This window comes from Rubritalea spongiae (genome assembly GCF_042652385.1).
Classification (GTDB): domain Bacteria; phylum Verrucomicrobiota; class Verrucomicrobiia; order Verrucomicrobiales; family Akkermansiaceae; genus Rubritalea; species Rubritalea spongiae.
The window spans coordinates 2,200,584-2,222,408 of sequence record NZ_JBHSJM010000001.1; the positions used below are offsets into that span (position 1 = coordinate 2,200,584).

Below are 21,825 nucleotides of genomic sequence, written 5' to 3' on the forward strand. Positions count from 1 at the left end.
TCTCCTAGAGGAAGACTTAATAGCCTTTGTTGAAGCGCTGCATTTCGCGTTGCGCTTCACGTTTTTCGACACTTTCCTTGAGGCTGTGGCGTTTGTCAGCGTGTGTTTTACCTTTGGCTACACCAATTTCTACTTTGACGCGTCGGTTTCTCCAATACATCCGCAGGCAAACGAGTGTGCAGCCTTTTTGGGATGTTTCTTGCTCGAGTTTGAGGATTTCGGCCTTGTGGACGAGGAGTCGTCGAGGTCGTCGGGTTTGGTGTTGGAACCAAGTCCCGGCTGTTTCCCATGGCTGAATGTCGCAGCCGTATAAAAAAAGCTGACCCTTCTCGACGCGAGCGAAGGAGTCAGCAATATTGACTTTCCCAGCACGGATGGATTTGACCTCCGTGCCTTTGAGTTCTAGGCCAGCTTCGTAGGTGTCGAGAATGTGGTACTCGTGGCGGGCTTTCCTGTTTTTAGAAATCTCGGCACTCATGTACGTTTCTCGTTCCGGGTGGCTGGCGAGAACAGATTATTGTTCAGCAGGTGCTTCAACTTTGATCTTACCTTCGATAATTTCGGTAAGAGCAATGTCAGCTGCGCCCATGCTTGGTAGTGTGTCAACGAGTGGAGCGCGGCCATTGTTAAGTTGGCGTACACGCTGTGATACTACGTTAATGAGGACTTGTGGATCGATGACGATCTCTGATGCTTGTTCGACAAGGTCGCTTTTCATAGGTGTTCCGGGAAATCGATTCACTGGCTTTGGTTGTTCAAACGGGATGATGTTCGATGGTTCCATAAGTCAGTTGTTCATTTGGTTGAGGCTTTAACCTCCGTTGCGAGAGAAGGTTGAAGCTCTTTTCTTAAAAGAAATCAAGCCCAATCTGCGATTAACTCAGCATGATTGGGCTTGATTAGGAAAGTTAGGCACAGAACCGGAAAATTCCCCCCGAAATACCGGTCCTGGCCAGACGATCGACTTGCGTCGTGTCGTGGGAGAAAGATGCATAGGAACCGGTCTTTGCGCAAGTTCTTTTTGAACGTTTTTGCTATTTTTTTTGTCGCTCAAGCAATCAATCGTTTGAATTAAATCGCTAAATCCATTGAATTAATAGGGTTTCAGTTACTTTTTTGGGCGTTTGTTGATAGACGAAAAAAGTAGTGTAAATAAAAAAAATACCGAGTAGTGACTCGGCATTTTAGGTGGAGATAGTAAAAATGTAAGGTTAGTGAGCTAAATCACTGAGATTTATTTTGTGATTTCTGTGCCGATGCCGGATTTGGTGAAAATTTCCAGTAAGAGAGAGTGAGCTTGACGGCCGTCGATGAAGTGTACTTTTTCGACACCATTTTTGAGGGCATCGAGTGCGGAGTTGATTTTAGGGATCATTCCGCCGGAAATGGTGCCGTCAGCCATGAGTTGTTGTGCTTGCTCAGGGTTGATGGATGGGATGAGGGTATCGGGATCTGAAGGATCTTTCATGAGGCCCGGAACATCTGAGAGGTAGATGAGCTTGGCGGCGCGGAGGTCTTTGGCCAGCGCCGCAGCGGCGAGGTCGGCATTGACGTTGAGAGGTTTTCCGGTGCCGAGTTCGGAAGCAAGTGGCGAAATGACGGGGACGATATTCGCGTTGAGCGCTTCTTGCATTTTTTCTTGTTGAGAGCCAACGACTTGGCCGACGCGACCGATGTCGACGCGTTCGCCGGTGTCAGTGGTGCCTTTGATGCGCTCTCCGATGAAAACATCGGTTCCTGGGACGCCGAGGGCTTTGCCTCCGAATTCGCGAAGCATTTCTACGAGGCCTGGGTTGAGGGTGTCGCTGAGGGTTTTTTCAACAATTTCGATGGCTTCGGGAGTTGTGACCCGGAATCCGCCGATGAATTCGGCTTCGAGACCAGCTTCTTTCATCGCGGCTGAGATTGCTTTTCCTCCGCCATGGACGACGACTGGGTTCACGCCTACAACTTCGAGAAAGACGATATCGCGCATGACTTTTTTCACTAACTCAGGGTTTTCCATGGCTGAACCACCCATTTTGATGAGGAATGTCTGACCGCGGAAGGATTGCAGGTAGGGTAATGCTTCGATAAGAGTAGCGGCTTTTTCGGTGTAGGCTTCGATGGACATCGGTTGTTTATGAGTCTGAGTTGAGTGTGCGGCGGGCGGGTTTAGCGAGAACAAAGCTGAGTGTCCAGCCTGCCATGAGTGTGAGGAGATAGATAGAGGTGGGGCTCCAGTAGTGGATAGTGTGGTAGAGAATGAGCAAGAGGAGGAGGACTGCCATGATGGAAATAATGAAGGCAATATTTCGGCGGCCTGAGGAATAGGCTAGGAGCCAAGCGCAGAGGAGTGCGAGGTCGGTAAGAATGATACATTCGAGCCAAATGGGGATGCGGTGGAGGGTGATGGCGCCAGTGACTCTGGGGGTGAATGCGAGCTGGGAGAGTTTTTGGTAGGGGTGGCCGACGGCTTCAAACTGGGAAGACTTTTCACCTGTCGCGGTGAGGATGGCAGCGGTCTGGGTGGCGCCAATGATACTAGCTTCTCCGCTGAGTGCGGAGCTGATGGTGCGCATGGGAGCGGTTTCTTTCTGGAGAGTGAGGTTCGGATCGGGTGCGAATCTGCCGAAGTTGTCGATTGGGATGATGTTTCCAGTGTTACCGATCCGAATCCACGAGCCGAGTTTTACTTGTAGTTGGTCGGGGCTGATGCGGCAGTGCTGCATGAGAGTGAGTAGAGTGGAGGAGAAGACGATGCGTTCATTCCAGCGTGCGAGGAGTGGGGGCTGATCCGTGGCTTGTTCAGATTCGAGTTGGCTGAATCCGGCGTAGACATTTTCAGGGAAGAGCACGCTTGGAGGGACGGCTAAAGAGTTCACGACGGGGATAAGCTCAGTTTGTCCGGTGACTTGGCTGAGGGGGATGGATGCGCTGAGAAATTCGGGCGGGATGGGGTCGCTTTTAAAGTTGCGGCGCAAGGGGGCGGTGACGACGACGCTTTGAAAATGCCGCATGGCGGTGGCGAGAGTATTGGTCTCTTCGAGATCTTTTTCAGGCCAATGAAGGTGGGTGGAAATGAAGAGACGCTGGACGCCTTGTTCCTTGAGGTTGCCAAGGGTGATGGCGAGGTCTGCTGGATGATAGATGCCGAATGCGTTGACTTGCTCGGGGTCGTCATCGATTTCACATACTACGTATTCTAGCGCGGTGTGTGAGGGGGGGGCGATTTCACGAATGATTCGGTCGCGCGAGCCAGCTGGCACTTTATCTTCGATTTTAGCGCCGATGCGGAAACTTTCATTTCTAGATGGAGAAAAGAAATCGTCAGCCCAGTCGAGCGCTCCTTGTGGTTGCCATAGCAAGAGTCCAAGCAAGCCAACCCCAAGTGTAATGAGGAAAAGTAGAGCTTGGAATATCCGAAGGAGCTTCAATCGCGAAGTAACTAGAAGTTATATTTGGCCTTGGCTACGTCGAGCACAGGCTGGATCGCTTGTTCTACATCGCTGCCAGTAATGACATCGCAGAGTAAGCGGCATGCGGCAGGAATGTGCTGAGCGAACCAGTCTTCTCCTTTGTTAGAGACGAGGTTGCCATAGGCGCCGAGTGCCTGCATCAGACGCTGGGTTGCGCATTTTTTGAAGATGTCATCAATTGGACGCTCTTCGGAAATATCTTCCCAGAGATCGAGTAGCTTTTCGCGTTCTTGTTCGCTGTGCTCCATATAGGGATCGTAGATGAGTGAGGCGAGGTCGTATTCTTGGCGGCCGCGGCGCATGCCTTGGAAATCGATGAGGTAGGCCTTTTCGTCTTTGACGATGATGTTTTGCGATTGGAAATCGCGGTGGACGAGGTGGCGAGCGGAGGCTCCGAGCGATTCAGCCATTTTCAACATTGCTGGATTATTGCGGAGTGTTGCTGTTTCTCCGCTGCTCATGCCTAGGTGAATTTCGGCGAAGTTGTCGTAGAAGTAGTCTTGTTCCCAGCGATAGAGCTCGGGGGTGAATTCGGGTTGAAATTCGAGATCTTTAGGGGCGCGGGTGTAAAAGAGTTTATCGAGTTGGCTGAGGGCTGAGCGGTAAATCGGCTCGCGCACTTCCCAAGGCTCGTCTTTGAGTGAGAGCAAGTCGACTTCGCCAAGGTCTTCGATGAGTGCGCACCGGCGGCCGGTGTTGTCGTAGAGTACTTCGGGTACGTTGAGCTTGGCCTTTTTGAGGAACTTTGAGACTGGCAGGTAGTTGGCGTTATCCGCGCGTTCGAGCGTGTAATAAATGCCGATATAGGTCGGGTAGCCTTGTGGTTTAATGCGTACGATTGTACGACCGGAGCCACCTTTGACAATAGGTTCAATGATGACCGAGTGAGTGGGCTCCAGATCGAGATGAGCACGGGTGGCTGTGAGGAGTGTGTCGGTAGGCATTTCTAGTAGTTTTCCAGTTGGCGGTTTTCAGTTGGCAGACTGAAGTTGTGAAAGATTCAAGTTTCGAGATTCAAGTGTCAAGATCTGGCTACAAATGCAAGCGGTAGTTTGTAGATACTTTTGCTAGATCCATTTGCGAATGGGGTTTGTGCGGTTTGGAGCGCATGAACTTACAGGTCTTTGTGGCTGTGAGTGCCTCTGGCTGATTCTCTGACGACACAGTCACTGAGGATGGAGTTGGCAGCAACACGGGCGCCAGGCCAGACGATGGTGTTGCGAAGATGAGAGCCAGCTTCGATCACACTGTCAGGGCCGATGAAACTGTCTTCGATGTGGCAATCGGCTGCAACCTTTGCAGTCGGGTGAATTTTTGGCGTGCCATTGATGTTGTTGAAGTGGGCGGAAACGTATTCTTCGCGGGTGCCGAGATCTTGCCAGCTCGCGCCATCGGCGATATGCGCACCGAGTCTACCTTGTTTAGCGAGTTCGAGAAAGGCGGGAACAATGGAAATTTTTTCGTTGGCGGGGATGAGGTCGAGAATTTCCGGCTCAATAATGTAGATTCCAGTGAACTGGTGGGTGCCGGGATGGATTCCAAGAGAGTGGCGCATGTCGATTATTTTGTCTTCTTCGACAGCGACATTTCGCATGGGGCCTTCTGAAAAAAGTGCGAGAGTGGCGGTATTGTTAGAATTTTTGTGAGTCTCGATTAGTGCTCCGAGATCCAGATCTGTGAGGATGTCACCATTGTAGACGAGGATGGGATCGCTACCGATCCACGATTCGATATTCTTGATGCCTCCACCAGTTTCTAAAAGTACAGGTTCGTGAAATAGCTCGATGAATGATTTTTCAAATTTTTTATTGGGGAAGCTTTGCTCCCAGCAGGCGGCTTGATAGTGGGTGTTGATCGCAAAGGAATCGATGCCTGCGGACTGGCAATGGCGTAGCACGTGGTGGGCAAAAGGCTCGTGTTTAAAGGGGATGAGAGGTTTGGGGACACTTTCAGTGAGGGGACGAAGACGGGTGCCAAGGCCGGCGCCGAGGATGAAGGCTTTATGGAGATCGCTCACAAGTTAGGGAGTGTGTGGAAAAATAGCGGCTTTGTGAAGGCACGATATGACCAAAAATATTGGGTGTTATGGAAAAATAGGATAGGGAGCTAATCTGAAACAACCAATTGAGTATCGAAGTGAATGTACCATGGTTTATGGCTTGAGAGCATATCAGCTATTGAGGTTGGCGGCTCGTCTCTTATCGGTGAACTCGGCCAATATAATGTGAAAGTCGATTTTTATGGAGCGGTATGCATATGCGTGGGTGCGAAAGGACACTTGTGTTTCGCTTAAGTACCAGTTTTAGTCTATGTCATGGCACAAGCATTGTGGATGCGCCTTCGTGAGGTGCAGTGGAAGGACTATGAAGTTTCTGAAGGATCCTCGGAGCGGTTAGAAAAAATACTTCAAGACTTAGCTTCTCGGAAACGGGCAAGAGCTATGAAAGCGAGTCATGATGTTTGGCGTATGCTGTGTCGTAACGGGGTGCGTTCAGCTGCAGTGGTGGTTGTTCCCTATTTGGTTGAGATCATAGAGATTTCTACGGAAGACGTGCAGTTGGAGATCGCTGATATTCTTAAAAGCTGTGTGGTTGGAGTAGGTGGAGTGAGAGAAAATTGGCAGGACGATTTAGTGCGTGCTTTGCAGAGAGTTGAACCGGAGCTACGCCGTTATCACAAAAAAGCTACAGGTGATTACTCCATTGCACTGAGTGGAGTGCTCGACTTGGTCGAAGATTTATAAGTAAAGAGTTCGCAATATAATATTGCACGAATCATCCCAGGTAGTGTGGGAAATCTTGCTGCGTTAATAGGTATGTTTGATGGGTTATAGGCTTGTGATGTTTTTAGGAATCGCATCTCGCCAGAATGTGAGAATTGTGCTAATAGTCTGACATTATGCGCGCCATCCTTATTTTACTCCCGCTTAGTCTCTTAGCTTTCATTGCCGCATTAGTCTCGTGTTCATCTCCTTCTCCTCCTGTGGTTATGGTAAAGCCTGTTTCGAGTGATCCTAAATTGGGCTCGACAGCGACTTATGTGAGTGGAGGAACAAGTACGGGTGGGAAGCGGCCAGAAGATTTATTGAAGGAGGTGAATCTTTATAAAGATTATATACCTAAAGGGACGCATGCGCGTAAGTATCATCGTTCGATGAGACCTAAGTATATTACAATTCATAGCACGCAGAATTTTTCGACTGGAGCTGATGCGCGTAGGCACTCGCTTGCACTTAAGAATGGGAAGTTAAGGGCGTACAAGCGCAAAGGTGGTAATAGGATTGGTTATTTGGTGTGGCATTTCAGTACGGATCAAGATGTGACGATTCAGCATATGCCGACGAATGAGCAGGGTGAGCATGCGGACTTCAACGGTCCCGGGAATCGTCTCTCTATAGGTATCGAAATGTGCGAGAACCGCGGGAATAGCCGTTCTGCTACGATTGAACGTACAGCTAAGCTAACTGCTTATTTGATGCACGAGCATCATATCCCACTCAAGAATGTAGTTCCTCATTATCATTGGCCACGTAAAGGGCTTGCGAAACCCCACAAGAATTGCCCGCATTATCTTTTGGATAACGGGCGTCCGGGGAAAAAGTGGGCGTGGTTTCAAGGTCGGGTGAATCATTATTATAAGCAGATTTCAGGGGACCGTCATTACGTGAGTCTCTAGCCAGTCTGTGCTTGGGTGGAATTTGCGCTTTCAATTTAAGGGAGTGTGGTTACCGAGAGGTATGGAGAAGGATGTTTGGTATCAATGTGATCGCTGCTTAGCTTGTTGTAAATGGCCAGGCGATGTACGCGTGGACGATGACGAGATTGATGCGATAGCAAATTTCTTAGGACTGAAGGTTGATGATTTTATTCAGCAGTTTACTCGTCTGCGGACGAACCGTTCAGGCTTATCGTTGATTGAGCGAGAGAACCATGAATGCATCATGTTGGAGGATGGTGTGTGTAAGATCCAATCGGTGAAGCCATTTCAGTGTAAGGGGTTTCCGAATCGCTGGAATTTCGAAGGGTGGCAAAAAGTGTGTCAAGCGAAGCCGGTGCCGATGAAGGAGGCTGTCGCCTTGGGTTTAGTAGAGGGCTCTGATTTATCAGCGGACCATGCGTTGCGCGGCAGTGATTTGGCTTAAGCAAACAGTTGTTTTCAGAAAATAAGTAAAAAGTTTTAAAAAGATCTTGCGCAGAGTCAGTGAGTGTGGTTCTTTGCGCCCGCGCTCAGCGCAACCATTAAGCGTCCCGTTCGTCTAATGGTTAGGACTCCGCCCTTTCACGGCGGCAATAGGGGTTCGAATCCCCTACGGGATGCCATTTATATAAAAAAGTCTCACCATATGGTGGGGCTTTTTGTTTTTATACGACCCATCCTGAGAGACGAACGCTGGGTATACACCAAAGTTTGGGGAGAGGCATGTTTTTGAGTTTATTGTGTTGGTTAGCCGCATTGAGCGATCACGCGTAATCTGTAGTTTTCGATGTTTCTAGATCCGTGTGCTCGTCGTGGTAGTGTGCCGAATCTTTCGCAAATTAGTTTTTAGTCGTTCAGACGATTGGTTGGTTTCTGTTCTCTTTTCTTATTCAGATTCGTCAAGTTCTTCTGATCGATGTAGTTGTGCCCTCGTTCTACATCCATTTTTTCAGGCGTGCCATATCTAGGTAACTACGTCCTCCTGGCCAGCTTTTACTGCTAATATTCCTCAACCTAGTGCAGACTTACATTAGAGCACTTTTTCAATCTGGGAAGCTTCCTACAACTCGAGTGCGACGACGGATTTTCTTCATAATCGATTCTAGCATATTATTGGTCCGCAGGCTTCGATGATGCTCTCGTGGGGAGCGATGGTATTCTAGGGCCACCTCGATACCGTTTTCTAGAATTCTGGCAGAGTTATAGTCTTCGTCTTCATTGGTGTTTTTTGGTGATAATTAACGCAAATTACTTGCGTTAATGTCATGAGGCGTTAAGTAGTTGCAACTAGTTTGCGATAATTGGATGAGGATCGCTAAAAAAGAGAGAATATAAAAACTAATTTTACTTTATGCTCACACCACAAGAAGTGATTGATTCGGAATACTTGGAGTCGCGCTGTGCTTTGTTAGAAATAGCAGCGATGTTTGATCGCTATGATTCTGCAGTTCAGCGTACAGGTCAGAATGCTGAGAATCCGGAGAAGTTAGAATGTCTTCGAAATGCGCTGAGTCTGTTAGCCAAGACTGATAGTTCAGACAATCGCGCTGAACAACTTCTTCATCTTTTTGCCACAGTCTAGTTATGCAGATTATTCAACCGCATTATCACGCGATTGCTCGTACCGCGCAGGACTATGAGCGCATGGCTATGTCTGGAGTGACAGCTGTGTGTGAACCCGCATTTTGGGCGGGTTTTGATCGTCGCTATCCGGAGACATTTATTGACTATTTTCGCCAAATTACTGAATTCGAGCCTACTCGTGCGGCAGAGTATGGCATCAAGCATTTCGCGTGGGTTGCAGTAAATCCAAAAGAAGCGGAGAACAAGGAACTTACTGAGGAAGTGCTACGTGCGATGCCGGAGTTTTTGCAAATGCCAAATGTGCTTGGAGTGGGTGAAACAGGTCTTCATAAGTCTACTCCTAATGAATGCGATGCTTTGGCGGCACATGTGGAGCTGGCGATGAAACATGACCAGTTAGTCCTTATTCACACACCTCATCTTAGTGATAAAGAACATGGAACCAAACGCACTTTAGAAATCCTAGCTGGGCTCGATGTTGACCCTGCTAAGATCTGGATCGACCATGTGGAGGAACAAACTGTGAAGTCAGTACTCGACGCTGGTTACTGGGCGGGGATGACACTTTATCCTGTGACAAAGTGCAGCCCGAAGCGTGCTGTAGACATTTTAGAAAAGTATGGGACTGAGAGGTTGTTGGTCAATTCATCAGCCGATTGGGGGCCGAGTGATCCCTTTACTCTTCAACAGTGTGTTTTAGAGTATAGACGTCGTGGCAATACGCTTCAGGAGGCCATCGAAGTCTTTCATAACAATCCGTGCCGATTTTTGGGACAAAATCCGAAGTGGGATATCCAACCAATTTTCATAACATCTGAATAAGTATTATCATGAGACGTTCGACATTTATTAAACTAGCATTAGCCACTTCAATAGCGCCTCGCGTTTTTGCGGCGAAGGAAACAGGCAAACCTAGAAAGCTGATCTTGATAGCAGGCAAGCCGAGTCATCCGCCGATGATGCATGAGTTTCGTGCCGGCACTATTTTGTTAGAGAAGCGCTTAAGTAAAGTGCCAGGGTTAATTGTCGAACGCCATGAAATGGGGTGGGTTGATGATGAGGAGACCTTTGAGGATGCTGATGCAGTAGTTTGTTTCTCGGACGGTTTAAAGCGTCATCCTCTTCTGGAGGATAAAGGGCGCCTCAAGCAAATAGAGAAATTAGTACAGCGAGGCGGGGGATTTGGCTGTATGCATTTTGGCGTTGAAGTACCTGAGAAGGTGGCTGATCAGGGATTTCGGTCGTGGCTTGGAGGTTGTTACGAAAAGGGTTATTCATGTAATCCAATTTGGCAGGCTGAAATACAGAAGCTCCCAGATCACCCCATCACCAATGGCGTACAACCATTTTCTATTTTAGATGAATGGTATTTCAACATGCGCTTTGCGGAAGATTTTGATGCATCTGGACCGAAAGAAATTGAGGGTGTGAAGTTTACCCCCATTCTTGTGGCTAAGCCGAGCGATGAGGTCCGGAGTGGACGCTATGTGCATCCTAAAGGTCCGTATCAACACATTATGGATGCCAAAGGTCGTGAGGAAGCACTGATGTGGTCAGTGGAGCGTCCTGATGGTGGGCGTGGTTTTGGGTTTACTGGAGGCCATTTCCACAGGAATTGGCAGAATGATGATTTTCGCAAAACCATTCTCAATGCACTGTGCTGGATTAGTAAGGTAGAGGTGCCAATGGACGGTGTCGATTCTTCTCCGGTGAGCGAGGAGGAAATCGTCCAAAACCTAGATCCCAAAAAATAAGTCGAGATCCGGATATTTCTCAGTGTTATTCATAGCCCGCTCGGAGTCCTCTGAGCGGGATTTTTGTGTGTACTACACAGGAAATTGTGAGGAATGATGCTCCACGATCTTCCAGTCTTGCCCGTTCCACCGATAAACGTAAGTGAAGCGTGCTGTCACAGACTGTTCGTCCTTGAGGGTGAAGGTGTACACGCCTGAATTGATTGCAATGTCGCCAAAGGTGCGGATATTGGTTTCGTCGATTTTTCCGACTGGGCTCAGAGCAAGGAATGTCACAAAGTAGTCTTCGATTTCCTCGTGGTTGTGACGAACGTTGTTTAAAATTGTGGGAATCAAGATTGCGTTGTATTCGTAGAGTTGAGTGACGACTTTTGGGTCACCAGTTTGAATTGCTTGGTTCCATTTATCGAAAAGAGAAGAAATTACGGTTGTGTTCATTGAAATTGTAAGTGGAATTTTTCAAACTTTAGGGAGCGTGATTTGCTGTTCTTGGTTCTGGTATTTACCCGTTCTATTTTCGTAGGACGTTGCGCAGGGATCACCTTGGAAAAACAGCATTTGCACGATTCCTTCATCTGCATAGATCTTACAATCAGCTGCAGAAGAGTTAGAAAATTCCAGAGTAAGATGTCCGCTCCAGCCCGCTTCGGCAGGAGTCACGTTGGCGATGATCCCGCAGCGTGCATAGGTACTCTTACCGACACAGATAGCAGTGGTGTTCTCTGGCAGAGTGAGTTTTTCTACGGCCACCCCAAGCCCATAGCTACGTGCTGGCAAAATGAAGAAGCTACCAGTATCGTCAGTTTCAAGCGCCACATTTTCCAAGTTCTGTGGTTTGAATTTTTTGGGGTCGACTACCGTTCCTGGCACATGACGGAATACTTTAAATTCATGAGAGGAAAGTCTCAAATCGTATCCAAAGCTGGAGAGGCCAAAGGATAGAACTTGGTCTCCATTGTGAGCGAGACGCACGAGTTTGGGCTCGAAAGGGGAAATCATGCCAGCGGCTGCACGCTCTGAGATCTGTGTGTCGTTAAGTATCATGATAGAAATGGGGTGAGTGTTATCTAGTGAAAGATAGGCTGGCGACAGCGTCGTGGGTGTGGATGCTTTCTTCGTTACAGATATGAAGTTCGAAACTCTTCACACGGGTATCGTCCTTGAGGATCAATGCAGCTTTACGCAGTGTATCTTCAACAAATGCAGGTTGTTGATATGCGAGCATAGTGACATGGCGCTCATCCGCTCTTTTGAGTAATGGATAGATCGGAGCGCTTCCCGCGTTTTGCAGTTTATTATAAATCTCTTGAGGGGATATGATTTCATCGTGAGCATTCCATTCTAATTTGACCTTTACCCAGCCGCGCTGGCTGTGTGCTCCGTAGTCGCTGATCTCACGGCTACATGGACAGAGAGTGGTGACAGGAATGTCTAGAGTGTAGCCGACTGTGCTACCCTCGTTGTCTTGGTGGCCGTGCCAAGTAGTCTCAATACCTTGCCAAGCTGGGAGCTCAGTTTTAGGGGTAGGTCGCTTCACAAACCAAGTGAAACGGCAATCAACGGTTGCTGTGTGTGACTCTTGTTGCTTACGGATCATGCTCAGGAATTTCTCCATATTGTTGATAGAAAGAGCCCCACTCCAATGATGAACACCTTCTAATAAGCGACTCATGTGAATGCCTCGGACATTAGGCGCAAGAGATACTTTGAGCGACATGGAAACTTCTTTTGTTTCTTGTCGGGTGCTGTCCCACCCAGCGATAAGTATGGGATAGCGAACGTTGCTGATACCGACATGATCGATAGCTATGCCACGAGTATCGCAGTCTTTTTGCGGGTCGGCTTTCGGCGTTTCTACTATTGAAGAATTCATTTTGTCTTCGTGTTTATTTCTAATTCTATCGGTTACTTTGAGCTTCTTGATCTATGCGTTTTAAAAAGGCATCAATATCTACAGTCCCTTCATCTCCTTCTTTGCGGGAACGAACGGCAACTTGAGAGGCGGCAGCCTCACGTTTTCCAATGATTGCCATTAGCGGGACTTTATCGAGTCGAGCGCGTCGGATTTTGGCTCCCATTTTGTCTTTTTGAGTGTCTATTGAAGCGCGAATGCGCAGTGCTTTACAGCGAGTGAGTAGAGCATCAGCGTCAGGGATTTGAGCATCACTGATAGGAATGATACGCAGTTGTTCAGGAGCTAACCACGTTGGGAAATCACCAGCATAATGTTCAATGAGAAGTCCCATGAAGCGTTCGATACTCCCAAAAACGGCACGGTGAATCATCACTGGTCGGTGCGGTTTATTATCATTTCCTACATATTCGAGTTTGAATCGTTCGGGTAAACTAAAGTCGACCTGAATAGTACCGAGCTGCCATGAACGGCCAAGGGAATCTAATGCCATGAAATCTAGCTTGGGTCCATAAAACGCTGCTTCACCGAGTCCTACCGAATGGGTGAGATCAAGTTCGTCGACTACTTCTCGGATACAGCGTTCCGCAGGCTGCCACAGTTCATCAGCTCCGACATACTTCGATGTATTGTTAGGGTCGCGAAGGGAAATACGGCATTCCGTTTTCAGACCGAATACAGCCATCACCTCTTGGACAAGTTGTAGGCAACTTGTGAATTCCTGTTTAAGTTGGGCGCGCGTGCAGAAAACATGACCATCATCTTGGGTAAAGCCACGCACGCGGGTCAGTCCGCTGAGTTCACCACTTTGCTCCATACGGTAAACGGTGCCAAACTCAGCGTAGCGTTGAGGTAAATCGCGGTAGGAACGCGGCTCAGCATTATACGCTTGGATGTGCATTGGGCAGTTCATCGGTTTGAGCAGAAATTCACGCTCATCGATCGTGATCGGCTCGTACATGCTCTCTGCGTAGTAGGGATAGTGGCCAGATGTTTTAAAGAGGTCGATGTTACCAATGTGTGGTGAATAAAGTGTCTCATAGCCATACTCGAAAAGTTTATCGTTAATGAGTTTTTCAAGTTGCTGACGAATCACTGCACCTTTAGGCAGGAGTAACGGGAGGCCGCTGCCGACCTTGGAATCTAGAGAGAAAAGTTTGAGCTCTTGACCTATCTTGCGGTGGTCTCGCAGAGCAGCTTGTTCCATTCGTTCCATATGGTCATCGAGTTCCTGCTGGCTTGGAAACGCAGTGCCATAGATGCGCTGCAGCATAGGTTGAGTGTGGTCGCCGCGATGGTAACTACCCGACACGCTAGTGAGTTTGAAAGCTGCGACTTTGCCTGTGGATTCTATGTGTGAACCCGCACATAGGTCGTTAAATTCACCGTTCGTATAAATACTGATAGAGTCGCTCTCCAGAATATCATCAAGGCGGCTAAGTTTGAATGGTTGATCTAGGTCTCTGAAAAGTGTGTGAGCTTCTTCACGAGTGACTTCTTTACGTATGAAGGGTTGGTTTTCAGAGATGATGTTCTGCATTTCACGTTCAATCGTGGCAAAATCTTCCGTGCTAAATCTATGCTCACTGTCAAAATCATAATAAAAGCCGTTTGAGGTTGGAGGTCCAATATCAAGGCGTGTGTTGGGATAGAGGCGAAGGACTGCAGCTGCTAGAATATGAGCAGTAGAGTGGCGAAGCTCTTCAAGAGGTGTCATGGCATTCATAAAGTGTTAGAGGCGAATAATTGTGTATGAGTCGGCGGTGTCTTTGACTGTCCAGCCAGCTGTGGAGAGCTCTTTTCGTAATGCATCGGATTGCTCCCAGTCTTTGTTTTGTTTCGCTTGCCAGCGGGTTTCAGCGAGCTGCTTGATGTAGATTGGCGCGTCGTTGTTCTGGTTATCCGTTAGGCTGAAGCCAAATGCCTTCATCACATTGGCGAAACCAATACGGGCAGCGTGAATTTGATCGGGTGTGAGTTTTTCTTGGGCGAGGTCGGACTGCACGGTTTTAATAATCTTGAACAAGCGACCTAGTGCGTCCGCCGTATTGAGATCGGTTTGAAGAGCAACTAGTACGGGGTGGAAGACGCTAAAATCATGACTGTTTGTCGCAGGCGAATTACCTAATTTCTGTTTGAAATCACGTAAGCGAGAGAGGGCTTTTTTAGCTGCAGTGAGTGAGTCCCAAGTAAAATTGAGCACCTGACGGTAGTTTGCTGAGAGCAGCACATAGCGCAGTTCTTCTGCAGTGAACCCCTGCGATCTTATATCAGCCAAGGTGTATAAATTACCGAGCGATTTACTCATTTTTTCTCCATCAACCATGAGGTGAGCGATGTGGAACCAATGGCGTACAAAAGGCTTATTGGTGGTGGCTTCACTTTGTGCAATTTCGTTTTCGTGATGAGGGAAAATGAGGTCTACACCTCCCGAGTGAAGATCAAAACTTTCTCCGAGGTGCTTGATGGCCATGGCGCTACATTCGAGGTGCCAGCCTGGTCTACCTTGGCCCCAGGGAGATTCCCAATAGTTGTAGCCATCTTCGGGACGACGCGCTTTCCAGAGTACAAAGTCGGCTGCGGACTCGCGCTCGTATTCGTCCGACTGTTGGCGTTCTACTTGAGTCGTAGTGATTTCACGCTCTTTGAGCCTTGAGAGCTTACCGTATTCGGCAAAGGAATCGATGCGAAAATAGACAGAGCCGTCCTTCGTTATATAGGCGTGATCTGATGCCAGGAGTTGTTCAATCATGGCGACCTGTTCAGGTATATGTGCCACAGCTGAAGGCTCGACATGAGGAGTGAGAAGGTTCAGCGCTTGACAGTCTTGATGATATTTATGTGTCCATTCTGAGGTGAATGATTCAAGTGTGAGGCTAGCTTTTTGAGATTCGCGGATCGTTTTGTCATCTACATCAGTGAGGTTTCTGACATGGCGAGTGATTGTGCCGTCGGCTTCTACGACTCGACGAAAAACATCCTGCATGACAAAGGTGCGGAAATTACCAATGTGTGCAGGTCCATACACAGTCGGGCCGCAGCAGTAAAAGCGTACTGTGTCACTGTCCATAGGATGTACATGTTGAGTGCTGCGTGTGAGTGTGTCGTAGAGTCGAAGTGGCATGTTAGTAAAGCTTCTCAATAGGGTTGAGCTGTGATTGATTACTCGGGAAAGTGGCAATCTGGGTGAAGGATTTCTTTGGACAGGCGGAGGATTTCTAGTGGATCAATGTCAGCACCTATAAAAATCGCTGAGCATGGAGCCTCACTGTTGTTGGGGCCAGATATGGGATCGGGTGAAATGAAATTTCCGACGCGTTCATACAAATAGCGTTTGCTAGGATCGTTCTCTAGAATGAGTAAGGCTTTGGCGCGAATCACAGAACTAGGGATTGCGCGTAGCCAGCCCTCTGCTGCAAATGTTTCTACTGCTTCGGGAATGATTATCTGACAGCCTGTGAATGCGTGTGCTAGTTTGTGGCGTTCGTCGTGCTTGACGTTTGGAGCTACTGCTGGGGAGAGGTTCACTGATTGATGATTGCTGCCGCGAGGCTGCTGAGTCGCTATAGCGTGACGGGAATTACTTTGAATAGCCTGACTCAGTGCGTCAGCTAGTGCGGCTGCAGTTGCACGAGTTGCTCTAGGATTGATCTCTTTGATTTCAGACTCCAGCTGCTCAAGTTCCTCAGTTGTTAGCTCTGAGTCCCACGAGATGTAGTAGTGGCTTGCCGTTTCTAATTGTAGTTCTTCTAGATCGTTGAAGTAGTTTCGTTTGCCAAAATGTCGTACATCAATCACGCACACTTGCCAGCGAGGTCGCAGGCAGAATTTAGATTCTAATAGCGTAAAAGATTCCTGCAAAGGTACTGGGTCTGCAGTCCCGTTTAACTCAATGAGTAGGACATCGTGTTTACTTTCTGAGGCCTCAAGAATTAATCTGACAAGAGTATGATAGCCGTCGCAGCAGACGCAGGAGCCGGTGAGGGCCTCGATGTCTGCGGCATGGTCTACTAATGTTTCCTTATCGATATCAGCATTCTCACGATCGTTGAGAATGACGTCAGCTAAGTGGTTTCGGGTTTTGAGTTGTTTGAGAAGCTCTCTTAAAAGGGTTGTTTTTCCAGCACCGAGGAAGCCCGTGAACATCAGCATCGGGCGAGCTGCAACTAGTTTGGGTAGAGGGGAAAAGCTTGTTTGGGGTGATTTGATCATAAACATTTCGCGATTAGACGAGTCCGATTTTCCATTTAGGAAATGGGTCGGGAAAAATTTTGTGCCATTGGCGTTCGTTGGTGGTGATTTCCTCATCGGTGAGGAGGCAGGCATCCAGCATGGCTGTGAGAGCTTCGCGATCCATGTTTTGACCGATCAGTACTAACTCTTGGCGACAGTCGCCATTTTCACCGTCCCACACGCGGTCAATGTGGGTGGTGTCCTCTGGCCAGTGCATCTTTGGCACGGCAGCCCAGAAATAGCCTGCGCATTGGTGGCTACTCAGAGAGCCCGCCTGTGACCAAAAGCCTGCGAATTTAAGCCGGGAGGCTAGCCAGAACACCCCTTTGGAGCGGATGACGCCTGGCCATTTTTTATGAAGGCAATCATGGAAGCGCTGGGGGTGGAAGGGTATGCGGCGCTCGTAAATAAAGTTAGAAATACCGTATTCTTCGGTTTCAGGCGTGTGCTCTACCAGTGAGTCTAGCCAGCCTTCGTGGGCAGCTGCACGGCTTTGGTCGTAGAGCCCTGTTCCAACTACGGTTCCGAGAGGGACCTCAGAGTTTACCGTGTCGTATATTTTTGCCCGTGGGTTGAGTGCGCGTATCATGCCGTGCACACGGTGCAGTTGCTCGGCTGAGATCATGTCGATTTTGTTTACCAAAATGACGTCAGCAAATTCGATCTGGTCATTGAGCAGGTCAACGATGGTGCGCTCGTCGTCCTTACTGATCGCCTGCCCACGTTGGTCTAGAGATTCGGTAGTCGAGTAGTCTTGCAGGAAATTAGGAGTATCGATCACCGTTACCATTGTGTCGATGTAAGCGGAGTCTCCGAGTGATTCTCCATTTTCGTCTTCAAAGGTAAAGGTCTCGGCGACGGGCATAGGTTCGGAAACACCGGTGGACTCAATAACCAAGTGGTCGAAGCGTTTCTCTCGAGCCATCTTGCCTACTTCTAGCAGAAGGTCTTCTCGCAGGGGGCAGCAGATGCATCCGTTAGACATTTCCACCATTTTCTCTTCGGTGTGAGAAAGGGAGGCGTCGCCATTGCGGACAAGGTCAGCGTCAATGTTGACTTCGGACATATCATTGACGATCACTGCTACACGTTTGCCCTCACGGTTTCGCAAAATGTGGTTGAGCAAGGTTGTTTTTCCCGAGCCGAGAAATCCAGACAGGACGGTCACTGGGAGTTTTCTTGTTAGATTCATCTGTTAGAAAATGTAGAAGGTTCTGGAACGTATGTTTCTGAATTTTCAATGGCACACTCGCACTCAGTGCAGCATTCAAGGTCGCGATTCATGAAGCCGGATTTGTGGTAGCTTTCGAGTTTTTGCTCCACATCGGGCATGCCAAGTCGTTGTGCAATTTCAGCGGCAATGATGCCGAAGCGTGCACGGAATTTGTAAATGAAGCAGAACAGTGCGTTGCGATGCACGAGCGATGGGCCACTGTAGAAGAGTCCAGGAGTGATGGTGGATTCATCGGCTTCTTCACTGAACACGGGAAGGTTGTGCTTGTCGTGTTCAAAGAGATCACTGACTATACTCAGTCCAGATTCGAAGCCATTTGCTAAAATTGGCTGAGTCGAGGCGGTGAGTGGAAAGTCGTCTTGATCGCGAAGAATCCAGAAGCCGTCACTTTTTTCGATACTCTTAATTGTAGTATTTTTGACTAATTCTAACAGTCGCATCTTTTCTGGATTAGCAAGCAAGGCTCGTAAGCGGTCGAGAGTTCTGGGACTGAGTGATTGTGATGGGTCTGGGTGGTCAGATGCCCATGGCTCGCCGCGTGAAATAAGACGCACGGATTTTCCGAGGTGTACGAGCTTGAGCGCGGCATCAACTCCACTTTCATAGCCACCGATGATGGTGAAACTATCCCCCTCTAGCATGTTCCAGTCTTTGACTTTAGAACTGTGCAGTGCGTACTCTGCTCCAGGAAAGTCGCGGTCGCGAGGGTGGAAAAACTGTCCCGCAGCCCAGACAATATAGTCGGCCTTGATCGCCCTTTTAGAGGTGGCCACACGGAAACCCGATGGTTCTTTTTTTACAGCAATGACTGCACGGTCAGTTTGTACTGGTAGGCTGTGGTGCTGTGCTACTGCTTGCAAGTAGTTTGCATAGTCTTCGCCATGTGGGTGCTGTGTTTTTAGGAAGTCAGCAGGAGAGGTGACTGGGTCTATGGCGTTGAGGTCCGTCAAGCCGAAGGAGTTCGAGAAAAAAGATGGAGTCAACAAGGACATACCCTTTGGCCAAGAGCGAAAAGCTGCTCCAACTTCACGAGAATCGACCACCAGCTGTTCGGTGACGCCGGCTTGCTTGAGTGCGACGGAGACACCAAGGCCAGCCGGTCCTGCACCGACGATAAGGACCTTTGTCTGGGTAAACTGTGCAGATTCTGACATCTTGGAATTAGAGTTGCGTGGGGTTCGCGGTGCCTTTGTAGACTTCCTTTTCGTCAAAGGATTTCTCGTCTTCGGTAAACTTAAGTTCTACTGCTTTGCCTGGTTGAGGATTGAGTGGGATCTCACGGTAGAAGCAAGAGCGATAGCCAACGTGACAGGACGCTTCTTTGCCGCCGATGGATGGCGGTGTGAGTGTGACCTCGATGATCACGCAGTCTTGGTCGTCATCGATGAGGATACGTTTCACATGTTGGAACATGCCGGATGTTTCGCCTTTTTTCCAAAGTTGTTGGCGAGAACGTGACCAGTAGTGTGCTAAGCTTGTCGCCATAGTGAGGCGAAGCGCGTCTTCGTTCATGAAAGCAAACATGAGCACCTCCTTGGTGCCGGCGTGCATGGTGATGCATGGGATGCAGCCCTTTTCATCAAACTTTGGTGCAAGGTCTGTGCCTTCTTCTATCTGTAGTACAGATTGGCGCTCAGCGAATGGTATTGAGGAAATAGTGGATTCAATGTCGTTAGGCATAATTTTTGTTGGAATATGATGAGTTGAATGAGGGGATGTTAGGTAGTTTTTTTGCCTGCGATCGATTGATCTAACAGGTCTAAACACTCGATCCAGAAACTTGGCTCCATGGCATCGTAACGCATGGAATCGGCTCCAGTGGAGGTGGTGTAGAGGATGTTGCTGGGCTCTTCTACGAGCTCCTCGAAAAGGCGATTGAGACAGTGCGCGAGAATTTCATTTTCTCCTTTGAGAATGATTTCTCCTGTGCCGCCTTTTGCGTGGTCGCGCAGGGCATTGGTAACGATTTTGAGTTTCTCTCCAGCAAGGTGGACGTTTAGAGAAAGCGATGCTTGGTTATGCTCATTAATAATCGTTGTGAGTCGTTTGACGACACGGCGAGCTTCGCCTTTGCGGTTGAGCATTTCCTTCTGGTTCGGATTGTTTTCGGGTTCCTCTTGCTCGACGGAGAATAGTTTTCTAACTGGTTTGTTCATTACTCAGTGATGAATTTGCTTAATAGAGGAGGGCACCAGTCCAGGCGATGATCATGGCAAAACCTGAAGCCCACAGCATTTGTTTGGCACAGAGTTTAGCTGCGAACTTCCAGCGCATTTCTTTAATGATCGTGAAAACAGTGACGAGGCAGGGTAATAGAACTCCAGATAGGTAAACGGCTGTGAGGACTTGAGCAGGTGTCGTGAGAGCAACCTTTAGCCCATCACCGCTGCTATCGAGTAGGCCAATCGCGATACCGTCTTTACGAATAGATCCGAGCACCACTGCTGATGCGGCATCTCCTGGGAGGTTAAATAAAGCGAGAGCTGGAGCTAAAAGCCCAGACAGACCCGTGAGTATTCCTAGATAATCTAGCAGAGCGGCTGCAATACAGATCACTACAAAAACTGGGAATGCCATGATCACGAAGGATTTGAGGTTGCTGGCAATTTCTCTCCATACAGCACGCCATGAGGGAAGGTTCAGCGAGTTCGCTGGCGGGGAGACAATCGCATTACTCGCGAGGCGTAAAATTTTCGGAGTGGTGAACCGTAGATAAACCAGCGTAGTTACTGCTAGAGCTACGAGGTAAACGATGCCGAGTCCGGCCATACCTGCTGCGGCAAAGACAGCAAGGGTGGCAGGAAGTTGGTAGGAGCACGCGGCGCCAAAGGAGATAGCTGAAACACAGGCACAGCGCGAGCAACTATGACAGGAGCGACTGGCTACAATGGCTGGAACGTTACAGCCGAAGCCCATTACCACGCGTACAAGGTCGCGGCCGCCTATTCCTACGGGGCGTAACAATGGGTGGAGTGAGTAGGACAAGCGGTCGATGAGGCCGGTCGACTTGTAAATCGCGAGAACTGCTGAGAAGACGATGATCGAAGGAATCGCGTAGAGCAGCAGAAATGGAAACATGGCAAGTATTCCATAATCACCACCGACTAGAGCTGCAGGGAGAGCTGGCCAAGTCGCTATCGCCTCTAGTGCTGGCGCTATTGTATTTGCGATAGGGTCATAGAGCCAATCTGCAAAACTATTGGTATAAAGAATAGCGAGCATTGCTGGGAGAAACAGAAGCAGCAAGGATGCGAGCGGGTTTGAGCAGAGTATTTCCCAAAAATTCTTACTCGTAGTTTTAGTTGTTTTTGGAAGAGGCAAGCTCTCTGGTAGATGAGAGGGGAAGATGCCGGCTTCAGTAATGGGGGAAGCTGCTGCGTCTCGAATTGCCGATGCTTCAGTAGATTTTAGCTTGCGCGCATCGACTGGAAAAACTGGGACACCGAGTGCCTTTTCTAGCTTCTTCGTTTCGATTTCGTTCTCACGCGAAATCTGATCGGCAAAGGTGAGAGCTATAAAGCCTGGTTTGCCAGCTGCAGAGGAAAGGAGCGCTGGAAGTTCCTCTCTAGCGCGGTCTGCACGAACTACAACCATCACCCGATCCGCCGAGCCGATGTGTTCTAAAGCAATGCGTGTGGCATGTGTTTCGGATTCGCGCACGATACCGGGCGTATCTGTCCAGCGCAGGTCCCCATCGCTATAGGTTTCGCAGGCAATAGTGGAACCGCGGAAATTTTCAGGCACTGGAAGTTTGCCTGTGAGCGAGGCTAATAGTTGTGTTTTCCCAACACTCTCACAACCGCACACAACACAGGTGCAAACTGGGCAAGTCTCTTCAGGGAGAGTGATGCCAGAGTTTTTGTTCTCTGCAATGAAGGGCGTTAGTGCGGCCGCGGACATAAACGCAATTAATTTGCATTTATGCAGCTAGTCAAGAGTTGATGCAATAAAGTT

The 21,825-nt window shown here is 48.7% G+C and carries 24 protein-coding genes and 1 tRNA gene; 7 read left to right on the forward strand and 18 right to left on the reverse strand.

Going from position 1 to position 21,825, the window contains the following annotated elements; all coding sequences use genetic code 11:
* Positions 1-16: 16 nt before the first annotated feature.
* The 6 genes from smpB to ACFPK9_RS09945 all read right to left on the reverse strand — a co-directional run bounded on the left by smpB (position 17) and on the right by ACFPK9_RS09945 (position 5,475).
* A complete protein-coding gene (gene smpB / locus ACFPK9_RS09920) occupies positions 17-478 on the reverse strand; it encodes an SsrA-binding protein SmpB (RefSeq protein ID WP_377094725.1) in 462 nt (153 codons plus the stop codon).
* A gap of 36 nt (positions 479-514) precedes the next feature.
* Positions 515-784 carry a DNA-directed RNA polymerase subunit omega gene (locus ACFPK9_RS09925; RefSeq protein ID WP_377094726.1) on the reverse strand — a complete coding sequence of 90 codons (270 nt, stop codon included), beginning with the start codon at positions 782-784 and terminating at the stop codon, positions 515-517.
* A gap of 450 nt (positions 785-1,234) precedes the next feature.
* Positions 1,235-2,113 (reverse strand): acetylglutamate kinase, encoded by an 879-nt coding sequence (argB, locus tag ACFPK9_RS09930; RefSeq protein ID WP_377094727.1) that lies wholly within the window; start codon positions 2,111-2,113, stop codon positions 1,235-1,237.
* A gap of 7 nt (positions 2,114-2,120) precedes the next feature.
* A complete protein-coding gene (locus ACFPK9_RS09935) occupies positions 2,121-3,416 on the reverse strand; it encodes a hypothetical protein (RefSeq protein ID WP_377094728.1) in 1,296 nt (431 codons plus the stop codon).
* Positions 3,417-3,427: 11 nt separating this feature from the next.
* The gene (locus ACFPK9_RS09940) at positions 3,428-4,402 is read right to left on the reverse strand and encodes an aminoglycoside phosphotransferase family protein (protein WP_377094729.1); all 975 of its coding nucleotides are present in this window, start codon (positions 4,400-4,402) and stop codon (positions 3,428-3,430) included.
* Between the two features lie 170 nt (positions 4,403-4,572).
* The gene (locus ACFPK9_RS09945) at positions 4,573-5,475 is read right to left on the reverse strand and encodes a nucleotidyltransferase family protein (protein WP_377094731.1); all 903 of its coding nucleotides are present in this window, start codon (positions 5,473-5,475) and stop codon (positions 4,573-4,575) included.
* Positions 5,476-5,772: 297 nt separating this feature from the next.
* On the opposite strand from ACFPK9_RS09945, the gene ACFPK9_RS09950 reads away from it, so the two are divergent.
* The 4 genes from ACFPK9_RS09950 to ACFPK9_RS09965 all read left to right on the forward strand — a co-directional run bounded on the left by ACFPK9_RS09950 (position 5,773) and on the right by ACFPK9_RS09965 (position 7,777).
* Complete coding sequence (locus ACFPK9_RS09950) at positions 5,773-6,201, forward strand: hypothetical protein (RefSeq protein WP_377094733.1); 429 nt, start codon at positions 5,773-5,775, stop codon at positions 6,199-6,201.
* A 245-nt stretch (positions 6,202-6,446) separates the two neighbouring features.
* The gene (locus tag ACFPK9_RS09955) at positions 6,447-7,133 is read left to right on the forward strand and encodes a peptidoglycan recognition protein family protein (RefSeq protein ID WP_377094734.1); all 687 of its coding nucleotides are present in this window, start codon (positions 6,447-6,449) and stop codon (positions 7,131-7,133) included.
* 61 nt (positions 7,134-7,194) lie between these two features.
* Positions 7,195-7,599: a YkgJ family cysteine cluster protein gene (locus ACFPK9_RS09960; RefSeq protein ID WP_377094735.1), complete on the forward strand. Its 405-nt coding sequence runs from the start codon at positions 7,195-7,197 to the stop codon at positions 7,597-7,599.
* Between the two features lie 103 nt (positions 7,600-7,702).
* Positions 7,703-7,777, forward strand: a tRNA-Glu gene (locus ACFPK9_RS09965).
* Between the two features lie 420 nt (positions 7,778-8,197).
* Here the strand turns inward: ACFPK9_RS09965 and ACFPK9_RS09970 are convergent.
* Positions 8,198-8,344 carry a transposase gene (locus ACFPK9_RS09970; RefSeq protein ID WP_377096610.1) on the reverse strand — a complete coding sequence of 49 codons (147 nt, stop codon included), beginning with the start codon at positions 8,342-8,344 and terminating at the stop codon, positions 8,198-8,200.
* Positions 8,345-8,505: 161 nt separating this feature from the next.
* Between ACFPK9_RS09970 and ACFPK9_RS09975 the strand changes: the two genes are divergently transcribed.
* The 3 genes from ACFPK9_RS09975 to ACFPK9_RS09985 are packed head-to-tail and all read left to right on the forward strand — an operon-like array spanning position 8,506 to position 10,492.
* A complete protein-coding gene (locus tag ACFPK9_RS09975) occupies positions 8,506-8,736 on the forward strand; it encodes a hypothetical protein (protein WP_377094736.1) in 231 nt (76 codons plus the stop codon).
* 2 nt (positions 8,737-8,738) lie between these two features.
* Complete coding sequence (locus ACFPK9_RS09980; protein WP_377094737.1) at positions 8,739-9,560, forward strand: TatD family hydrolase; 822 nt, start codon at positions 8,739-8,741, stop codon at positions 9,558-9,560.
* An 8-nt stretch (positions 9,561-9,568) separates the two neighbouring features.
* Positions 9,569-10,492 (forward strand): ThuA domain-containing protein, encoded by a 924-nt coding sequence (locus ACFPK9_RS09985; RefSeq protein WP_377094738.1) that lies wholly within the window; start codon positions 9,569-9,571, stop codon positions 10,490-10,492.
* 72 nt (positions 10,493-10,564) lie between these two features.
* On the opposite strand, the gene ACFPK9_RS09990 is transcribed toward ACFPK9_RS09985, so the two are convergent.
* The 11 genes from ACFPK9_RS09990 to ACFPK9_RS10040 are packed head-to-tail and all read right to left on the reverse strand — an operon-like array spanning position 10,565 to position 21,771.
* Positions 10,565-10,930: an SgcJ/EcaC family oxidoreductase gene (locus ACFPK9_RS09990; protein ID WP_377094739.1), complete on the reverse strand. Its 366-nt coding sequence runs from the start codon at positions 10,928-10,930 to the stop codon at positions 10,565-10,567.
* A 21-nt stretch (positions 10,931-10,951) separates the two neighbouring features.
* A complete protein-coding gene (gene dcd, locus ACFPK9_RS09995) occupies positions 10,952-11,536 on the reverse strand; it encodes a dCTP deaminase (RefSeq protein ID WP_377094740.1) in 585 nt (194 codons plus the stop codon).
* A 19-nt stretch (positions 11,537-11,555) separates the two neighbouring features.
* Positions 11,556-12,365: a GTP cyclohydrolase FolE2 gene (gene folE2 / locus ACFPK9_RS10000; protein ID WP_377094742.1), complete on the reverse strand. Its 810-nt coding sequence runs from the start codon at positions 12,363-12,365 to the stop codon at positions 11,556-11,558.
* 25 nt (positions 12,366-12,390) lie between these two features.
* Positions 12,391-14,130, reverse strand: a complete 1,740-nt coding sequence (gene thrS / locus ACFPK9_RS10005) for a threonine--tRNA ligase (RefSeq protein WP_377094743.1) — start codon at positions 14,128-14,130, stop codon at positions 12,391-12,393.
* Between the two features lie 6 nt (positions 14,131-14,136).
* Complete coding sequence (gene cysS, locus ACFPK9_RS10010) at positions 14,137-15,528, reverse strand: cysteine--tRNA ligase (protein WP_377094744.1); 1,392 nt, start codon at positions 15,526-15,528, stop codon at positions 14,137-14,139.
* 38 nt (positions 15,529-15,566) lie between these two features.
* Complete coding sequence (locus ACFPK9_RS10015) at positions 15,567-16,616, reverse strand: GTP-binding protein (RefSeq protein ID WP_377094745.1); 1,050 nt, start codon at positions 16,614-16,616, stop codon at positions 15,567-15,569.
* A gap of 13 nt (positions 16,617-16,629) precedes the next feature.
* Entirely contained in the window at positions 16,630-17,829 is a 1,200-nt protein-coding gene (locus ACFPK9_RS10020) for a GTP-binding protein (RefSeq protein ID WP_377094746.1), read from the reverse strand.
* On the reverse strand, positions 17,826-19,025 hold the full coding sequence (locus ACFPK9_RS10025) for an NAD(P)/FAD-dependent oxidoreductase (protein ID WP_377094747.1): 1,200 nt from the start codon (positions 19,023-19,025) through the stop codon (positions 17,826-17,828). Before ACFPK9_RS10025 ends, ACFPK9_RS10020 begins: the two co-directional genes overlap by 4 nt.
* 7 nt (positions 19,026-19,032) lie before the next feature.
* Positions 19,033-19,551, reverse strand: coding sequence for a phosphoribosyl-AMP cyclohydrolase (gene hisI / locus ACFPK9_RS10030; RefSeq protein ID WP_377094748.1), 519 nt, complete (start codon positions 19,549-19,551; stop codon positions 19,033-19,035).
* A 38-nt stretch (positions 19,552-19,589) separates the two neighbouring features.
* Positions 19,590-20,027 carry a hypothetical protein gene (locus ACFPK9_RS10035; RefSeq protein WP_377094749.1) on the reverse strand — a complete coding sequence of 146 codons (438 nt, stop codon included), beginning with the start codon at positions 20,025-20,027 and terminating at the stop codon, positions 19,590-19,592.
* 19 nt (positions 20,028-20,046) lie between these two features.
* Entirely contained in the window at positions 20,047-21,771 is a 1,725-nt protein-coding gene (locus ACFPK9_RS10040) for a nucleoside recognition domain-containing protein (protein WP_377094750.1), read from the reverse strand.
* Between the last annotated feature and the right edge of the window lie 54 nt (positions 21,772-21,825).